The following is an 18733-nucleotide window of genomic DNA, read 5'->3' as shown; positions in this document are numbered from 1 at the left end:
TTTTGCAAGGTAAACTTGCCTAACAAGGTGGCTTGATCATAAGGTAGTATCCATTAACTTATTCACCAACTCTTCAGTTAAGGATAGTACTGTGAACCGTTTCCCCTTTTTGGCGGTGATCTTAATTCTTATTCCAGCTATTGAAATTTTCACTTTTATACAAGTGGGACAAGCAATTGGCTACTTATTAGCCCTATTACTCCTGATCGTCATGACTATTGCAGGAAGCTATTTATTACGTCTTGAGGGACTAGCTACTGTGCAGAGAGTCATGAGTGCCGTATCAAGTGGCAAAACCGCGACCTTAGAGGTTTTAGAGGGGCTAATGGTAGGGATTGCTGCCTTATTGCTGTTAATTCCGGGCTTTGTTAGTGATGTAATCGGTTTGTTGTTGCTAATTCCTGTGACACGTCGCGCTATTTTAAAAGTGTTAGTGAGCCAAAAAATGAAAAGTACTGCTCATACAGCCACTTATCATACAGAGGCTCGTGTCATCCCACCTGAACAAATTACTATAAAACCTCATGGTCAGACACACTATGACTATGAGGGTGAATATGTGCGCAAGGACTAAAAGCGCATGACTCCAGTGAATAGTGTAAGAAAATTATCATCCCACCCTTGACATCATAGACTCTATCCTTATTATTAGCACTCATTAACGGTGAGTGCTAATAAATATATATAAGCTTCATCGTAGTGTTGTGATTATTTAACTACCTTATTTGAAGTTTAGAGGAGTCATCCATGAACATTCGTCCTTTGCATGATCGCGTTGTGGTGCGTCGTTTAGAAGAAGAACGTAAAACAGCAGGCGGCATTATTATCCCTGATAATGCGACTGAAAAGCCTGATCGCGGTCAAGTATTAGCAACAGGTCCTGGCAAATTAGGTAATGACAATCAACGTGCTCCCTTACAAGTAAGAGAAGGCGACACCGTATTATTTGGTAAATACGCAGGTACAACCGTTCGCGTTAATGGCGAAGAGTTATTAATCATGCGTGAAGAAGACATTTTAGCCGTGATTGAAGCTTAAGCGCTTCCAGTATTTTAGTTTAATACCTTCAGAAATCAGGCTTAGAAAGGAATAAAAAATGAGTGCTAAAGAAGTACGTTTTGGTGATGATGCTCGCGCCCGTATGGTACGTGGTATCAATGTGTTAGCGAATGCAGTGAAAGTAACCTTAGGTCCAAAAGGTCGTAATGTTGTATTAGAAAAGTCTTTCGGTGCGCCAACCGTAACGAAAGACGGTGTGTCTGTTGCGAAAGAAATCGAATTAGAAGACAAATTCGAGAATATGGGCGCTCAGTTAGTCAAAGAAGTGTCTTCTAAAACCTCTGATGCAGCCGGTGACGGTACGACCACTGCAACGGTATTAGCGCAAGCGATTGTGCGTGAAGGCATGAAATCAGTCACTGCGGGCATGAATCCAATGGATTTAAAGCGCGGTATTGATAAAGCAGTAACTGCTGCTGTAGCGCAATTACACGGTATGTCTAAGCCTTGTGCAGATAATAATGCTATTGCTCAAGTTGGTACTATTTCTGCTAACTCTGATGAGTCTATCGGTAACATTATTGCTGAAGCGATGGATAAAGTTGGTAAAGAGGGCGTTATTACCGTTGAAGAAGGTAACTCTTTAGAGAACGAATTAGCAGTAGTAGAAGGTATGCAATTTGATCGTGGCTACCTCTCTCCTTATTTTGTTAATAACCAACAAAATATGACGGCTGAATTAGAGAATCCTTTTATTCTGTTACACGACAAGAAAATCTCTAATATCCGTGATATGCTCCCAGCTTTAGAAGGTGCTGCCAAAGCGGGGCGTCCTTTAGTGATTATCGCTGAAGACATCGAGGGCGAAGCCTTAGCCACTTTAGTGGTGAACAATATTCGCGGTATTGTGAAAGTAGCTGCGGTAAAAGCGCCCGGTTTTGGTGATCGTCGTAAAGCCATGTTACAAGACATCGCTACCCTATCAGGCGGTACGGTGATTTCTGAAGAAGTGGGCATGAGCCTAGATCAAGTGACTTTAAATGATCTAGGTCAAGCTAAACGCGTAGTGATCACTAAAGAAGACACCACGATTATCGATGGCTCTGGCAATGCTGATGATATTAAATCACGCGTTGATCAAATCCGTGCTCAAATCGAAGTCACTACTTCTGATTATGATCGTGAAAAATTACAAGAACGCGTAGCTAAATTAGCAGGCGGTGTGGCAGTAATTAAAGTGGGTGCTGCTACTGAAGTCGAAATGAAAGAGAAGAAAGCACGCGTAGAAGATGCTCTACATGCCACTCGCGCAGCGGTAGAAGAAGGTGTTGTACCCGGTGGTGGTGTGGCTCTAGTACGTGCTTTACAAGCTATTGCTGGCTTAAAAGGCGAAAATCACGATCAAGATATGGGTATCCAAATTGCTTTACGCTCTATGGAAGAACCTTTACGTCAAATCTGTGATAATGCTGGTGATGAGCCATCAGTAGTACTGAATGCTGTTAAAGCCGGTCAAGGTAACTATGGTTATAACGCACGTACTTCTGAGTATGGCGATATGATTGCTATGGGTATCCTCGATCCTACTAAAGTAACGCGTACAGCATTACAAAATGCTGCATCAGTAGCGGGTTTAATTATCACGACTGAAGCGATGGTTGCCGAACTACCGAAGAAAGATGCTCCAGCAATGCCTGATATGGGCGGCATGGGTGGCATGGGCGGTATGATGTAAGCATCTGATTACGCTTAACCAGCCTTGCTAATACAAAAAGCCCGCAACTGCGGGCTTTTTGTTAGCTGTACCTTATTGCCAATCTATTTGGTTTTGCCCTGCTTAGAGGTGCGAGCCAGCTCTTCATCTGCTTGCTTTTGTGGTGTAGGCTTTTGAGTTTCTGCACGATTCTGCCCTTTCTTCAGCTCTTCTCCTAATGCTTCCGAATCTACAGCCAATAAAGGGGTACTGGTCATGAGCAAGCTCACCAATAGCATAAGTGCACAACATTTCTGATTCATAAGTATTCATCTCTTAAGTGGCATAGAGCCGAGTTTGAAAAAACTCTAGCAATAAATCAGAGGCTTGAATGGAATATTCACCTCCACCTGGTTTCTCACCTTCTTGCCAGTGGATATTCATTAGCCCGAAATAGTCTGCCATGATGGGACGAATGTTGTTGCGAATCTGGTTAGTCCAATATTGGATATGAGATTGTATCTCACGTTTCTCTTGTGCCGTAATTCCCTCGCAGTACGGATTGCCCCCCAGCAGACGGACAAACTCACCTTGGGATAAAGGCGTTTGACCAGTCAGGCGTCTGAATACCAATACTTGAGCAATAGTTAAGCGTTCTGTATTGAGTAACCAACGTTTATGTTTAGCATATAATGCTGGAGATTGCCGTTTTTTAAGCAAAATATCAGCGGAGTGTTGTTCTAAAAATGGAATAATTTCAGCCCAATGTGCTTGACGTTGTAAGTCAGTAATAATGCCTCTTAAAATTTCGTCACCGGAAGTGGTTGCGTGCATGTTCATCCCTTGGTCAAAGCCTTGTAATCAGTTGGCTAGGTCTATATGTGTAACGCAATAATAGACCAAGAGATGACGCAAAAGTGTCAAATAACCCTAGGTATTTGGACAATTAGTTAAAAATTAATCCAAAATCGTTGATAAAGGCACTTCAATCAGCTCATCTACCGAGTCAATAGGGGGCGAGTAAGGCTGTGATCTAGGTGCTTGTGCTCGCATAGGTGGATTACGGTACTGCGGTGTAGGAGGTAAGCGCCTAGGTTGTATCGGCACTGCATAGGCTCGATCCGCACGCCGCATAGGCTCTATATCCTCTGCCACTTGACGAGGTGGGTAATCGGGTCTTATCGGACGATGATTAGGTGTAATCAAGCGTGGTGTTTGCACCGATTTTGTGGGCGGAGGACGGTAATGAATAGGCGGTTGCGTAACACGAGTCGTAGAGCTAGGTTGTGCTTTTACTGTAGCTATGGGTGGGCGCACTGTGGCAGGACGTTGGGCTAGAGCAATAGGTTCTGTTGGCTCTAGAGAGGATGGTGTTTTCTTAGCTAAGTCTTTAGTAAGGCGTGTCTCTTTAGCTTTAAGGTCAGTATCATGTTGGGTAGTAGTTGGCGTTTGGGCAGCGACTACAGGTGTAAAGACCGGAATATTCGCTGCTTGTTCAATAGCTTGAGTGAGCGATTGAGCAGAGAGTGCAGTATTGGCCGTACTAGGCTGATTTTGTACCGGATCAGTAGACGCTACGACTGGAATAGGTGCAGTAACGTTGGGCTGTACTAAAGTCGGTTGAGTCGTGATTAAGGTTTGATAGTCGGACTCTAGTTGAATTTGGTAAGTGAGAGCGGGTTCTAGATTGTGCTTACTAATCAAGGCTGCTGTATCAGCTAGAAACATTTGAGTCGATTGAATCGACTTAGTATTAATTTGGCGTTGGATGGCTTGGTGCTGATTTTTAACAGCCTCTAAAAGTAGTTGTTTAGCTTCGGCATGTTGTGTCTGACGTGCTAAGACTTGGGTTAAAAACGCAGCAGCGTTTTGTGTGCCATTAGTATCAGTCCAACGTTGCTGACTGATAGCTTCTTGAGCTTGGGCGAGTAATTGTTCTATGGCTAGTTGTTCGGCTTGGGCAGCTTTTAATTGTTGTTCTAATGACAATTGCTTCAGGTTTTGCTCGGCTAGGCTAAATTCTATAATCCACTGCCCAGATTGGGCTAAACGATTATTGGCGGCTTTTAAGTCATTATGATTCAACAGAGATTGAGCTTGTTGATGTTCATGTTGAAGCACCTGCTCTAGTAACGCGCTCCACTCTTGGCGTTGAGTAGAATGACGGAGTTGTTCTTTAATTTTAGCAACAAGAGGAGCTAGATGGGCTTGTGTGCCTAAACTGAGTTGCTGTTTTAATTCAGTCGTCAATAGGTCTAGCTCAGTAGCCACTATAGTATTTTCAACCGCAGGGGTAGTGCCTAACTTAGCGCCTATTTGAGCTTGTGTGAGATCCGGTTGCAATGCTACTCCTTGAGGAGTGCTGCTGGGTTGAGGTACAGCTTCGGGATGGGGCTTAGGCTCATGACTGAGGGTGGATTTAGCCTCTGCACGCGTTGCGGTTTGTTGATCTAGATAATTTTCGGCCCGTTGTACCAGATGATGCACTGCTAATCCCGTAATCGCTACAGCGGCGGCGACAGCGGTAGGCAGGATTTTATTAGTATGTGAAGTGCGCTTAGTAAGCTGGCTAATAAATAAAGCAGGAGTCGCTTGGCGTATACCGGGTTGTAAGGTTAAACCTTGATGTAATACGTCTTGCACATGAGCAGGTAAGCCTTTAATAGCACTCACTTGAGTATGGCGCACCACGGCTTCTAGGGTATGTTGCTTTTTAAAGGGCGCTTCACCGGTTAAAAAGTGATAGGTTATACAGGCTAAAGAAAATACATCGTCTTCAGGTTGTGGCACATCACCTACGGCTACGGCTGGACTAATATAGCCAGAATTTAAAGTCAGACGATAATCTGTTTGTGCGGTATTTTGTTCAATATAGTGGCGCAAGGCATACACTAAGGGGGCATTTAAGAACCGCACCTGATTAGCATAAAATTGCAAAACAGCAGGCTCTAAAAAGCCATAAGTGGGAGGCTTTAATTGTGTCAGACTCGTCGCTACCACATTCAGATAGGGCTTTAACTCTTGTACTAAACGTTTGTTATCTTTGCCACCTTGCAGGTAGTCACTCAATAGTTTCCCTTCCGTATGAGGCATGACTAGCCATAATGTACCGTTGTCATTACCACTGTCAGTAATGGTGGGTAAGACAGGTGAACTAGGCTCAGTAAAGGGCATCAACACATCATATAAGGCATCCTCAAAACCAGAGAGTTGGCTAAGTACTGAGCTGACTTTCAATAATAAAACATGCGCTTCGGGTTGGGTGGTGTCCTTAACTTCTAAATCACGCGCCCAATAAACATCCGCTAGGGCGGTACGTCCCAAACAACGTGTTAAAGAGTAACGCCAACCCATCATAGGATGTAGCGGCGTAGTAGTAGACAAATCCGATACCATTTAAGTGGCCTCGCACACAACAACAAGCTAAATTTACTTTTGTATTAATCTTGCCACTGGCTAACAGACTACCGCATGAATTAGGACTATTTATGCTCAATAGGTTTTAGTAAATCGACATGAAGCATCTGACCCATAGGCTCCAAAGCCAGTTCTGATACCGCTTGAGGGGGGTAAGCTAGGTGTAGTAAATAAGCTACCGGTAGATAAGCACCCTTGCTGAGATGAGCATTTTTAAGTATTTGCTCTATTTGCTCAAAGCGCGGTTGAAGTTGCTGTAGTAATGCCTGATAGGAGGGGTGATGAGTACGAATAGTACTGATTAACTCATCAAACTTAAGTACCAACTCAGGGGGCGCTAGCTGTGGGCTAGGCACACCCAGTGCTAGGAGCAGAGTTGGTTTTAAATAGCTCAATATATCGGCTAGTTGATTACTGGTATGCCAATCTTGAGTATCCCAGTGAGGTGCGATGCGTTGTAAGCAGTGCAATAACACTCCCTGCACTCCCCAAGGCTTAAACACTAAGTCTTGTTTAAAGGGCATGAGCCATTGAGGGGCTAGTTCTAGCTGCACCATACGATGTTGTTCAGAGTATTGCACGTAGTGGTGTGCACCCAAGCCATAAATGTCAGGAATACGATTAGCACGCCAGATCCTGCGTCCTTCGCGTACTAAACGTTGCACCGTAAACCACGCTTCTTGACCGTAAAGCTCAGTGATACTGGTTTCGTTTAAAGGGATATTTAAACCTAAATTGAGCGGCAAATGGAAACTCGCCTCTACTAAAGATACTTGCTGCGCCTCAATCGGGGCTATCGGTGTGCGCCCACGCTGCTGTAAAGTGGCTAAAATCTGCTGCCCTAAGTGTTCAATCTGCTCCCAAGTCGCATAGTGCACTACATCAGAGCCGCTTGAGGACTCAGCAAACCGCACAATCTTATGTAAGAGCATGGTCCAAGTACGAATATTATTAATATAAGCTCGTTGCTGAGCAGGCGTAATGTGACTAGGAAAACGTAAACGCCAGAGCAGGGCGGGATGATCTTTAGGATTAATATGCCCTGCTGCCTGTTCTGAGGCATAGTGACGCGGTACATCGACGGCGACTACTCCCGCGCGTTGAGAGGTATCACACACTCCAATATAGTGGCGAATATGATCAATACTTAAATTAAGCAATGAGCGGCTTAAGAGGGGATCTTGCAGCGTTTGACGCGTAATAAAGCGTTCACTAGGGTTGCGGTGGGAAGTGCCTAGATACCACTCGCCCGGAGCGATATAGCGTAATACATCGCGTTGCTTAGAGCGCCAATTATTTTTAAAGCCAATTAAATGTAAGGGCTGCTCTGTGGGTAATAAAGTGCTAACTAAATGGGTTTGATTATCCAGTAATAAGATTTTATTAAATAATTCAGTAGCACCCTTGATTCCATTATCATGCCAAAGTGAATGAATAGTCGGTAGGTTAAGTTGATAGGTTGAGGTAGGTAGGGGGCGTGCATAGTTTAATTGAGGATTTTGCATCAGCCATTGATTAGCCTCTTCCAAACTGAGGCGAGTAAAAGCGGGTGGTGTAAGGCGAGCACAGTGTAAAGCAGTAGAGTGAGCCAATTCGTGATAAGTACGAGGCTGATACATCCTGAAATCCTAATAAAAGCAGTATAGGCTTGCTATAGATGTTGAGGGGGGCTTTTACCACTGAGAAGCCGAGTCAATCGACTTAGGGGTGTATATTTCCAGATAGAGGGTAGAATTGCAGGTCATGTAGTGAGGTTATGTCTATTGTTTAGCCGTTTGTCGTTATAAGGAATAGTAATGGATCAGCTAGTATTGAGTGGCTCGGTAGTGAATAGCCCACGCGCCTTACCTACAACACTGACCACAGATAGTATAACTTGGAAATTAATAGGTCAGTGGTCATTGCTACAGGGGCAAGAGCAGTACCTCATTAATCTCACTAATACGACCTTGATTCAACTGGAGTTTCAAGAGGGACTTATACAGTATTTGAGTGTAGACGAGGCTCAAAAACGCTATCAATTAGATTTCACTAATCCGCCTCCAGCCCTGCTGAGACTTAGCCTGTTACAACTAGAGACGACACACACTATTCACCCCCTAGTGACTTTAATTCAGTTAGAACAACAGCATGCTAGATTAGGACTTTATCAGTTTACGCCACAGCTACCCTTTAACTTAAAACCAGTTAATTCAGCGCCCTTAATTAAGCGCACTCAGCCCGTATTGCTGCTATTGCCTGATGCACTACAGAGCCTCACCGATAGTTTTGGCGTATTGTGGCAAGCTCGCCCTCACTACAACCCTAATAGCTACTTAGAGCGTTTATTGCGTCCTTATGGTCAACAAATATTCGGCTTTGAATATTCTGCGTTTGTCCATCACCCTATTAACACGTTGCAACAGGTAGTCCAGCTCTTACCCCAAGGAGCAGAGTTGCATTGTGTGGGGTATGGGGTGGGAGGGGTATTAGCTGAATTGCTAGCTCAAGTGAGCCAAGCCCCTTGGGAGCAAGCAATTTATGCTCAATTAGAGAGTCTAGGTGAGGCTGAGTTAACCCAAAAACTGAAGAGTTTAGTACAGCAAGTGAGTGCTAAGCAGCTCACGGTTACTAAGGTCATAACCTTAGGCGCACCTTTACGTGGTTGGGGATTAGCCTATTTAGAACTAAGCGCCTTAGTCAGTTGGTTGAATGCCCTACAGCAACAAGTCACGACTTTAGCTCCTGCTGTAAAAGACGCTAATTGCAACTATCGTCTCGCTTGGTTAGGTTTAGCGCTAGCCTTAAAGCTAGTCCCTAGTGATTTAGCGGGATTAATGGCATTACAGCCTAAGAGTAGCTTAATTAGATTACTCAATAACCCTCAAACGCTACTCAAAGGGCAGGCAGCGCAGTTAGTCAGTCATAAGCAAACCGATGCTTTAGAGCAGTGGCTAGCCGAATTTATTAGCCCAATGTTAGCGACAGAACCGCATGATGGCGTCGTTGCCTTGCAAGCTACGTATGGAGGAGCGCAGCGGAGTGAAGGACGCTATTACTACTGTGCAGGGCATGGCAAAACGCAGCATTTTAATTATTGGTTCGATGCGGGAATATTAGAGCGCGTAGTATCGGCGTTACAAGCACCGGAATTAGATGCACATTGGCAAATACTAGCCGAGGCAAAGCCCTGCTATCGAGCAATGCCTAATACAGGGACATCCAAAGCTAATCGTGGAAGCGTCATTTTTATTGCAGGCTTATTGGGTTCAGAATTATTGATCGACGGACAACCTGTGTGGCTGAATGAGTCAGCTTTACACTGGGGGGATTTTGCCAAGCTAACTCTCACCAATGGAAAGGTTAGTGTGGGTGCGGTCATCGGTGAACACTATACGCCGTGGTTGCACTATTTAGAGGCGCATTATCGGGTTATTCCTTTTGCCTATGATTGGCGTCAACCTACTCAAGTAGCACTAGATCAATTCGTTGCATTACTCAAACAATTACTACAAGAGCGTAAACAACAAGGGGCTACTGATTCGCTGCGTATAGTGGCTCATTCAGCAGGCGGGTTAGTGGCTTGGAGCTTAGTGCAAAAGGAACCGCTATTGTGGCAGCGTTTAACGGTAGAGGCAGATACACGGCTATTATTATTAGGTGCTCCACTACAAGGTACGGCACGAGTAGCACAATGGCTTTATGGTGAGGAGCGTCTGATTGATTATTTGGATATTGTTGAGGGCAGTAAACCGCACAAAAATCCGATCATAGCTCAATTGGCGACCTATCAGGGCTTGGTGGATTTATTGCCTAGTGATTATTTAATACCGGAACGTTGGGCGGCTCAAACGCTTAAAGATCCAACGTTTTCAGAGCGCTTGCAACTAGCCCAAACTTATCAAAGTGCTTTAAATCAGGGACAAAGCCTGAACCTAGATCGGGTTCTCTATGTACGAGGTGAGAGTGGTTTAACACCGGTGCAACGTACTCAAGACGCACAGTGGTTGGCGACACGCTATGGCGATGGCGTAGTGAGCTGGGCAAGTATTTCAGCGACTTTGGCTCAGTGGCAAGTGCCTTTAGAACATGGCTTAATGCTGAATAATGCGCGTTATTTTGCCGCTTTTACTGAGCTACTAGAGCAAGGGCATACTACTGCTTTGCCACGGGTTTTGCCCACCGTACCTACTGAAACGTTGGCGCGTTTACCGTCTAATATACCTATACTTTATCCCACCATTGAGCTGATAAGAGCGGCTGCCTTTGGCTATCACACCCTTGAAACTAGAACAGCTACCTTGCCTCCCGTAGAACTTTGGGTGGCGCAAGGCAATTTAGAGCATGTGAGTCGTGTATTAGCGGTGGGGCATTATGAGGGCAATGGCATAGTCAGTGCGGAGAGTGCCTTGGATCAGCGCTTAAATGGACGGCTGCGTGAATTACATCGTTTGGGGATTTATCCCGCTGCACTGAATAGCTCCGAACTGATTTTAAATATCGGTAAACAGCCAGCAGGCGCGTTAGTCATAGGTTTAGGTGAGGTGGGTAAGCTCACGACACAAGCGTTAACACGTACCTTTACGCATGGCTTATTGCGCTATGCTATGAGTCAGGTGAGTGATCAGTCAGATCCAGAGGCGAGTACACGTTTTACTCAGACCTTGGAGATGAGTAGTCTGTTAGTGGGCACACAAGCGAGTGGTTTAAGTTTGCGCGAGGGGTTAATCGCCATTTTGCGGGCGGTGCAGGGGGCGAATAGCGCGTTACTTAACATGGTGGGTAGTCAAATAGCATTGCGTTTTCAAGCGTTGGAATTTGTCGAGCTATATACCGATAAAGCGATTGAGGCAGCCAAGCAACTACAGGACATAGTACAGCAGAGTGAGTTTCGAGATGAGTTTAGCCTAAGTAGTTGGGTACGCAACCTACCGGGGAGCTATAGCCGTGTGGTGTATAGTGAGGCCAGTGGTTGGTGGCAACGCTTGCAGATTACCGGTAGTACACAAGGTCTGAGTTTTTTGACTTTAACTGAGCGAGCGCGAGCCGAGTCAATTCTACAACCCACGCAACGCCAATTAGTCGATCAATTGGTGTCTAAAGCGATGAGCCAGCCCAAGGTGGCAGCGGATAGCTGTGAGGTGGGTAAGGTATTATTTGAAATGCTTTTGCCTAATACTTTGAAAGAGCAAACCTTACGCTCTGAGCATTGGGTCTTAGTACTCAATAGCGAGGCCGCTGCTTATCCGTGGGAGCTATTACAAAATCGTCATGATCCCGATCAAGTGCCTTTAGCGGTGCGTACGGGCTTAGTGCGCCAATTACAAACTAAACAATTTAGGCAAACTGTTCTCAATCCTAGTGGTCGCTCGGCTCTGGTGGTGGGGGATCCGGTGCTTACCCTAACTGCACTGCAACGTTTACCCGCTGCGCGTCAAGAGGCTCAACAGGTTGCAAATTTATTAGAGCAATATAGTTTTGAGGTGGTGCGTGAAATCGATACTCAAGCGGAGTCGATTCTGTGTGCGCTCCATAGTCGTGAACTACGGGTATTGCATTTAGCAGGGCATGGGGTTTATTGCTATCAGCGTGATGATGGTGAGTTAGTGACCGGAATGGTCATCGGTAATAATGAATTTTTAACCGCAGTTGAAATTGAACAAATGCGCCAAGTGCCGGAACTCGTATTTGTGAACTGTTGTCATTTGGGTAAGGTAGACCAACCCCCTACAGCGCTCAGTCACGCCACGACGGAGGAGCGTCATCAGTTTGCCGCCAGTTTTGCCGAAAGCTTAATTGCTATGGGGGTGCGTGTGGCGCTGGTGGCAGGGTGGGAAGTGGCTGATGCAGCAGCGCGTTTATTTGCTGAAACCTGTTATCGAGCCTTATTAACAGGTAGCACTTTTGGCGCAGCGGTATTACAAGCAAGGCAAGATACTTGGCGTCTTTACCCTAATTCTAATACGTGGGGGGCGTACCAATGTTATGGTGATCCAGACTATCGCTTGGTACAAGAGCTTAGTCTAGGCGAGGATAGTAGTGAGTTTGTCAAAGTGCCGCAGTTTATCGCGCCATTAGAGGTGAGTACTGAGTTAGATAATTTAATTAATGCCAGCGATAGCTTACGTCTAGGGGAATATCAGTGGCTGCTCAATAAGGTTAATTTAATTGCACAGGTGACCCCGACTGAATGGATGCAGGAAGCCAGTTTATTAAGTCGTCTTGGACGAGTTTACAGTAAGCTGGATCAATTTCCCCAAGCGCTTCAGACTTATAAGCAAGCTCTCTACGCCGAAAAAGCCGACTACTTAATGAGTACTTGGGATGATTTAGTGGGCGTGCTTACTGCCTATGCTTTGCAACTCCATCAATACCCTGAATTAGTAGAATACAGTCCAGTCGCTTCCACGTCTAAAGAGCTAATGACCGAAGCTTTAAAAATACTGAATTGGTTAGATCATTTAGATCAGGTCGTTTCCCCTCCTCAAGGATTAATCAAAGGTTCGATAGTCGCGCAAACCCAAAATCGTTTAGAAGAACGAGCTAAGTATTTTAAGCGCCTTAGTATGATGGAGCCGTATGAAACCCAAGGTGAAATCTTAAAGCACATGGAGGCAGCTTATTGGCGTGCTCATCAGGAATTTTGGAATGCCAAGCAACAGGTAGCAACTTATCCCCTAGTGAATTGGTTGACGTGTCGTTTGGTACGCTATCAGCGCCAAGAGCAATTATTGACCGAAAGGGATTGGGTCATTTTAACAGAATGGCTCACTCGTGCTGAGGTGGAGGCTAAAAATCAAGAACAACAAGCACCCACATTCTTAGCGGCGGTTAATCAAGCTGAAGTGTTATTGGTGCGCTATTTAATGCCAAGTACTAAACCTCGTTTAGAGAGTATTATTCATTATTACGAAAAGGCATTAGAACGCGGAGCGCCACCCCGTAGGATTCGCTTTGTCAGTGAACATTTGGATTTTTTGACAGTGATGCTCAAGCAAGCTGTTTTTGCTGAGACTGAGCGCCAAGCACTTCAGGATTTGAAGGGACAATTAAAGCAACGCTGGCAACTACTACCCGTTAGTGACTAACGGGTAGTGAGAGCGAGAGAGTCAATAGTGAATTATTGAGCTGCTGGCGCTTGAGCAGCAGGAGCCGCTGGTGCTTGAGCAGGAGCCGCTGGTGCTTGAGCAGGAGCTGCTGGTGCTTCAGCCGCAGGAGCTGCTGGAGTTTGAGCCGCTTGTAATGCTTGTTGAGCTTGCATTAACTGACGTTGTTGCGCTTCAACATACTTCATGAATGCTTGGCGTTGAGCTTCCAATTGTTGTTGCTGTTGCATTAACTGTTGTTGCTGAGCTTGGAAATTAGGCATTTGCATCATGGGCATACCACCTTGTGGCATTACCATTGGTGCCCCCATTTGTGGCATTACCATAGGTTGAGCAGGCATTTGCATCATATAAGGGTTGTAACCACCGTAAGGATAACCACCGTTAGAGGTATAACCATTAGTATTGCCTGTACCGTAGCCATAACCATTGCCATAACCATTACCTAAACCATAAAGGTTAGCATTGGTATTGCCACGACCTTGACCGTAGGTATCAGCATTCATGTCAGTGTTGCCTTTACCTTTGAAATTCAGAGAGAAATCCATCTCACCGTCGCCAGTACCGCGACCACGACCCCAACCACGCGCATCACCTGCACCCGTACCTGCACCTTGACCTTGTGCATTGGCAGAACCTTGAGTATTACCTTGACCAGCCGCAGCACCGCTGCCGTTGCCATTATCGAAGCCATTGAAGAAATCTGCACTGGCAGTACCAGCAGTAGCTAATAATGCAACTAATAAAGCGATTTTAACTTGTTTCATGATGAAGCCTCTAGCGTCAAAAAGTTGATAACATTTAATATTAGAATATTCTAATATTAGAATTTTTAAAAAGCAAGCATAATTCACTGTTATCTGCTTTCTCTCCCTCTATAGGTAGTTCTTAACCTAGTTATAAGTTGAGTCCATATCTAGGTTAGGAAAATGGGCTTAAATAATAATTTAATATCATTATGGGATAAGAGGTGTGAGGGCATATCACTATATTTCAGGAAGCATGCAGCATCACCCCCTTAACCTTGTACTATAGGGTTTCAATCAAATTAAAAGGGTAATAGGTATGGAGCTAGGGCCATTAATGCTGGATCTCACTGGGGTAGAGTTAAGCGCTGAAGAGCATGAGTTAGTGAATCATCCTCTGATCGGTGGGATTATCTTTTTTAGTCGAAACTATCAAACACTAGAGCAGTTACAAGCGCTGATTGCCCAGATTAGAAGCGCATCCAAACGGCGCTTATTGCTCTCAGTCGATCATGAGGGCGGGCGGGTACAGCGTTTTCGCTCGGAATTTACCCGTTTACCTTCCTTACGTTCTTTGGGGGCAGCTTATGCTACCGACGCGATACAAGCTAAAGCACAAGCTAAACAAGCCGGTTGGCTAATGGCAGCCGAGTTACGTGCTTTAGATATTGATTTTAGCTATGCGCCTGTATTGGATTTGGATTACGGGGTTAGCAGTGTGGTGGGGGATCGTTCTTGGCATCGTGATCCTGAGATTGTGAGTGAGCTGGCGATTCATTATATACAAGGTATGCGTGAGGCAGGTATGGCGGCTACCGGTAAACATTTTCCGGGGCATGGTTTTGTGGAAGCAGACTCACATCATGCTGTTCCCATTGATTTACGCTCTTTCGAGCAGATTGAGCAACACGATCTGCAACCTTTTAAAAGGCTCATCCAAGCAGGTCTTAATGCGGTTATGCCAGCTCATGTGATTTATCAGCAAGTGGATAGTCAGCCAGCGGGGTTTTCTAAGTACTGGATTCAAACGATTTTGCGCGAGCAATTAGGTTTTCAGGGCTTAGTGTTTAGTGATGATCTCAGTATGGAAGGGGCGACGGTGGCAGGTAGTTATGCTGAGCGTGCCCAAGCAGCTTTGCAAGCGGGGTGCGATATGATTATGGCGTGTAATCGGCGCGAAGGCATTATAGACATTTTGGATCATTTAACTTATTCCGTTCCTGCCGTTTCACTAGCGCGGATTCAGAGCATGCAAGGGAAAGCATTTATGAGTCACGCTGAATTAATGCACAGTCCTCAGTGGCAACAAGCACATAATTTAATGACTACTTTATTGCCAAAGGTAGCATAGACATTGAGAGCCTCAGAACCTCACGGTATGCTGTTAGCCTTTTGCGGAGTGAGCATATGAGTATTACAGTCGAACAAGCCCAAGCAGCGCTACAACAAGCCGAGTGCTTACATTCTGCTGAGACGGTACAGGGCGCTATAAAGCAGCTAGCAATTGATATAACAGAGGTATTAGCGGATAAAGATCCTCTGTTTATTTGCGTCATGAATGGTGGCTTAGTGACAGCAGGGCATTTATTGGCGCATTTGCCCTTTCCTTTACAGGTCGATTATTTACATGCCACACGTTATCGAGGCGAAACGTCGGGGGCGGGTGATGTGCATTGGTTGTGCCGTCCGCAAAATAGTTTAAAGGGACGCCATGTATTATTAGTCGATGATATTTTAGATGAAGGGCACACTCTGTGTGAAATCGTGCGTTGGTGTAAAGCGCAAGAGCCTGCTTCGGTACAAGTCGCGGTGTTAATTGAAAAAATACATAATCGCCGTAATCCTGAGGCTCAAGTCGATTTTTGTGCGTTACAAGTGCCAGATCGTTATGTATTTGGCTTTGGGATGGATTATAAAGAATATTGGCGTAATGCCGACGGGATCTACGCAGCCGGAGAATAATAATGAGCGAATATATTGATTTTGCAGTGATTGGGGGAACGGGACTAACAGCCATTGAGGGTTTGGAAATTATTCATAAGGAAGTAGTCCATACACCTTATGGTGAGCCTTCTGGGCAAATTACCCACGGTCGAATTGGTCAGCATCGCATTGCTTTTTTAGCACGACACGGTTATACCCATACGATTCCACCCCATCAGATTAATTATCGCGCTAATATGTGGGCGCTAAAAAGCATTGGAGTGGAAAAGGTGGTAGCTATTGCCGCAGTGGGGGGGATTACTGCTCCAATGCGCCCCCAAGCCTTAGTCATTCCGCATCAATTGATTGATTACACCTATGGGCGTAAACATACTTATTTTGATGAAGGCTTGGAAAAGGTCACTCATATTGATTTTTCTAATCCGTATTGCGAGGATTTGCGCCAAGCCCTATTAGTCGCAGGTAAGCACCTAGGCATATTAGATGGTGCGACCTATGGAGTGACACAAGGTCCACGTTTGGAAACGGCGGCTGAAATTCAACGTATGGAACGTGATGGTTGTGATGTAGTAGGCATGACTGCTATGCCAGAGGCAGCGTTAGCGCGGGAATTAGGGTTGTGCTATGCCAGTTGTAATGTGGTAGCAAATTGGGCTGCTGGTAAAGGTGAGCAAGCGGTTATTACTATGGATGAAATTCAAGCCAATTTGAGTCAGGGCATGGCACAAGTACGTATTTTATTGCGTAGTTTAGTGTGTTAAGGACGAGCATGGCTTAATCATGAGAGGCTAGGTATGAGTGCTAATCGTTTTACCCACAGCATAGAGCTACTGCTTAAACCCTCGCGCTATTTGTTTAGTTTTATTCTTAGTATCCATACGCTAGTGGCGGTAGTGGCATTAAGTACTCCCGCTTTTCCTTGGTGGGTTCGCGTGTTGATGGCTTTGGTAGTGGGTATATCGGCATGGCGCTCTTTAAAATTACAATATTGGCATCATTCGGAACGCTCTATTAAAGCCATTCGCTGGTTAGATTCGGGTGAGTGGCAAATTCAAGTGGGTGTCAATCCTGAGTGGCAAACGGTTGCTTTGGCTCAGCAAAGTTTTGTTAAACGCTGGTTAGTTATTTTGGGTTTTACTCATCCTAGTCTTGGGCATGTCAGCACTATTGTTTTGCCCGATGCAGTAGCGCCCGCTACTTGGCAAAGCTTGATGATGCGTTGGGGAATAATGCATTGATGGGTGCAGTGTGGGGTTGCTGTGCGAGCTAATGATCCTTAGTTTTTCTAAAAGGATACCTTTGAATAAGTCGTTTGTTGCAGTGCAGTAGAATGACTAAGATGGTAGGTATAGCAAATACGATAATAACAAATTAACCCCATCAAGGAGTCGAATATGACACTATTAAGTTCAATGATTAGCTTTGCCCGTTATGGCTTAGAACGTATCGAATATGCTTATACCCGTCAGCAATTATTAAGACTAGATGATTATGTATTAGCTGATCTGGGCATTAGTCGTGAGTTATTGGAGCAAGGTATTAGCGCTTTTCCTTGGAAAGTCACTGAAACCTTAGTTCCAGAACCTATTTCTTGGGACCAACCTACTCTGGAGTCTACTACTAGCCTCACACGCCCAACGCCAGTATTTAAACCGGCGCAGCGTGGAAATCTAATGGCTAGTAACTTCTATGTGTAGGTCGAGGATACTTTCCCCCGTGTTTGGCTATGTTGTCGTTCCTGTGAACGCTGATGTAGCCAAGCCGGTAGAGTAAGACTGGCTAAAAAGACCACTAATACCACACCCTTTTGTCCATCCGTCAAACCATACTCACCCCAACGAAACGGTATATAGCAGTACAACACCACTAAGTGGAAAGCGAATACTTGCAATGAATGTTGCCCTAAAAACGCAAGCCACCGTATCGCACCTAATTCAAATACCCGTGGCACATAGCGCACTAATGCCTGCATGATTCCAGCTATAACATAAGCTATCGCCAAAAAGTTAATCAGTCGTAACCATGCAATACTTTCTCGATCTGTATGTTCATACGCTTCGAGCCATCCCGTTTGAATATATTGATGTCGCAAAAGCCATAATCCAATCACCAGCCCTAAAGCCAAAGACCATAAAGTAGGAATAATGGGAGTAGGGAGACCCTGATTTTGATAGCGTCTAAAACCCATATACATACCCAAGACAAATAATAGTTGCCAACCCAACAAGTCGAACGAGCCTAAGCCGATAATCAAGGGTTCAATACTGAGCTGATTAAGCAGATAGTTTTTTAAATCCCACTGAGCAGTGAGCCAAATAAGCAAAGAACCTGCAATCACCCAATGAGCTTTATCTTGAGCCATTAAGCGTAACGCTAGAGGAGCTACCAGCATTAAACTGACATACAAAGGCAAAATATCAAGCATGGGCGGTTGATAAATTAATAGCATACCCGACAGCCATGCCAGCCACGGGGTTTGCTCCATTGCAACCGCATAGCTTTGCCACGGTGCTTGCAGTTTAAGACTGGTCAAAGTAAAGAGAAAAACCCCTAGAAGCGCTAGCCAGTGATATACATAAATTACCCCAGCCCGCTGCCAAATACGCTGTTCTAAAGTCCACTGCGGGCGATTGAGATAACGTGAGTAAATCAAACCGACCAACAAGCCAGATAAAAACACAAACCCTTCTGCGGCACTCACGAAACCTGCTGCTTCCCATGTGTATTGCATAATGGGTTCGCCAAAATGATCCATAGCCATAATTAACAACATGACACCGCGTAATACATCTAGTGTGAGGTCACGTTTGACAGAAAGGAGGGGCGTGGTTTGAGGTAATTGCATTTTT

At 45.1% G+C, this 18733-nt stretch carries 15 protein-coding genes; 9 read left to right on the top strand and 6 right to left on the bottom strand.

The genetic code is table 11. The features are described 5' to 3' along the window. Positions 1-91: 91 nt before the first annotated feature. From IPL34_RS01295 to groL, 3 genes are all read left to right on the top strand, one after another. Positions 92-574 carry an FxsA family protein gene (locus tag IPL34_RS01295; protein ID WP_296836558.1) on the top strand — a complete coding sequence of 161 codons (483 nt, stop codon included), beginning with the start codon at positions 92-94 and terminating at the stop codon, positions 572-574. Between the two features lie 173 nt (positions 575-747). Continuing rightward, positions 748-1038: a co-chaperone GroES gene (locus IPL34_RS01290; RefSeq protein ID WP_296836556.1), complete on the top strand. Its 291-nt coding sequence runs from the start codon at positions 748-750 to the stop codon at positions 1036-1038. A 58-nt stretch (positions 1039-1096) separates the two neighbouring features. After that, positions 1097-2734, top strand: coding sequence for a chaperonin GroEL (groL, locus tag IPL34_RS01285; RefSeq protein WP_296836554.1), 1638 nt, complete (start codon positions 1097-1099; stop codon positions 2732-2734). 83 nt (positions 2735-2817) lie between these two features. Here groL and IPL34_RS01280 read toward each other — a convergent pair whose 3' ends face one another. The 4 genes from IPL34_RS01280 to IPL34_RS01265 all read right to left on the bottom strand — a co-directional run bounded on the left by IPL34_RS01280 (position 2818) and on the right by IPL34_RS01265 (position 7728). Continuing rightward, entirely contained in the window at positions 2818-2970 is a 153-nt protein-coding gene (locus tag IPL34_RS01280) for a hypothetical protein (protein ID WP_296836551.1), read from the bottom strand. A gap of 58 nt (positions 2971-3028) precedes the next feature. After that, positions 3029-3526: a hypothetical protein gene (locus tag IPL34_RS01275; RefSeq protein ID WP_296836549.1), complete on the bottom strand. Its 498-nt coding sequence runs from the start codon at positions 3524-3526 to the stop codon at positions 3029-3031. Between the two features lie 123 nt (positions 3527-3649). Next, on the bottom strand, positions 3650-6088 hold the full coding sequence (locus IPL34_RS01270) for a hypothetical protein (protein WP_296836547.1): 2439 nt from the start codon (positions 6086-6088) through the stop codon (positions 3650-3652). Between the two features lie 86 nt (positions 6089-6174). Further along, complete coding sequence (locus IPL34_RS01265) at positions 6175-7728, bottom strand: hypothetical protein (protein ID WP_296836545.1); 1554 nt, start codon at positions 7726-7728, stop codon at positions 6175-6177. A 177-nt stretch (positions 7729-7905) separates the two neighbouring features. Here IPL34_RS01265 and IPL34_RS01260 point away from each other — a divergent pair, with 177 nt between their 5' ends. Then, on the top strand, positions 7906-13176 hold the full coding sequence (locus IPL34_RS01260; protein WP_296836543.1) for a CHAT domain-containing protein: 5271 nt from the start codon (positions 7906-7908) through the stop codon (positions 13174-13176). A gap of 32 nt (positions 13177-13208) precedes the next feature. On the opposite strand, the gene IPL34_RS01255 is transcribed toward IPL34_RS01260, so the two are convergent. Then, positions 13209-13961: a hypothetical protein gene (locus IPL34_RS01255; protein ID WP_296836539.1), complete on the bottom strand. Its 753-nt coding sequence runs from the start codon at positions 13959-13961 to the stop codon at positions 13209-13211. Between the two features lie 298 nt (positions 13962-14259). Here IPL34_RS01255 and nagZ point away from each other — a divergent pair, with 298 nt between their 5' ends. From nagZ to IPL34_RS01230, 5 genes are all read left to right on the top strand, one after another. Further along, positions 14260-15291, top strand: coding sequence for a beta-N-acetylhexosaminidase (nagZ, locus tag IPL34_RS01250; protein WP_296836537.1), 1032 nt, complete (start codon positions 14260-14262; stop codon positions 15289-15291). A gap of 56 nt (positions 15292-15347) precedes the next feature. Next, positions 15348-15902, top strand: coding sequence for a hypoxanthine-guanine phosphoribosyltransferase (locus IPL34_RS01245; RefSeq protein ID WP_296836535.1), 555 nt, complete (start codon positions 15348-15350; stop codon positions 15900-15902). 2 nt (positions 15903-15904) lie between these two features. Continuing rightward, positions 15905-16645, top strand: coding sequence for an S-methyl-5'-thioinosine phosphorylase (locus tag IPL34_RS01240; protein WP_296836532.1), 741 nt, complete (start codon positions 15905-15907; stop codon positions 16643-16645). Between the two features lie 33 nt (positions 16646-16678). Then, positions 16679-17122 carry a protein YgfX gene (locus tag IPL34_RS01235; RefSeq protein WP_296836531.1) on the top strand — a complete coding sequence of 148 codons (444 nt, stop codon included), beginning with the start codon at positions 16679-16681 and terminating at the stop codon, positions 17120-17122. A 156-nt stretch (positions 17123-17278) separates the two neighbouring features. Further along, entirely contained in the window at positions 17279-17581 is a 303-nt protein-coding gene (locus tag IPL34_RS01230) for a DUF1127 domain-containing protein (protein WP_296836529.1), read from the top strand. On the opposite strand, the gene opgC is transcribed toward IPL34_RS01230, so the two are convergent. After that, positions 17572-18729, bottom strand: coding sequence for an OpgC domain-containing protein (gene opgC / locus IPL34_RS01225; protein WP_296836527.1), 1158 nt, complete (start codon positions 18727-18729; stop codon positions 17572-17574). The two genes, IPL34_RS01230 and opgC, sit on opposite strands and share 10 nt — an antisense overlap. Between the last annotated feature and the right edge of the window lie 4 nt (positions 18730-18733).

Origin of the sequence: Thiofilum sp., from assembly GCF_016711335.1 — a bacterium.
In the GTDB taxonomy this organism is placed as follows: Bacteria; Pseudomonadota; Gammaproteobacteria; order Thiotrichales; family Thiotrichaceae; genus Thiofilum.
This window is presented reverse-complemented; position numbering and strand designations above follow the sequence as displayed.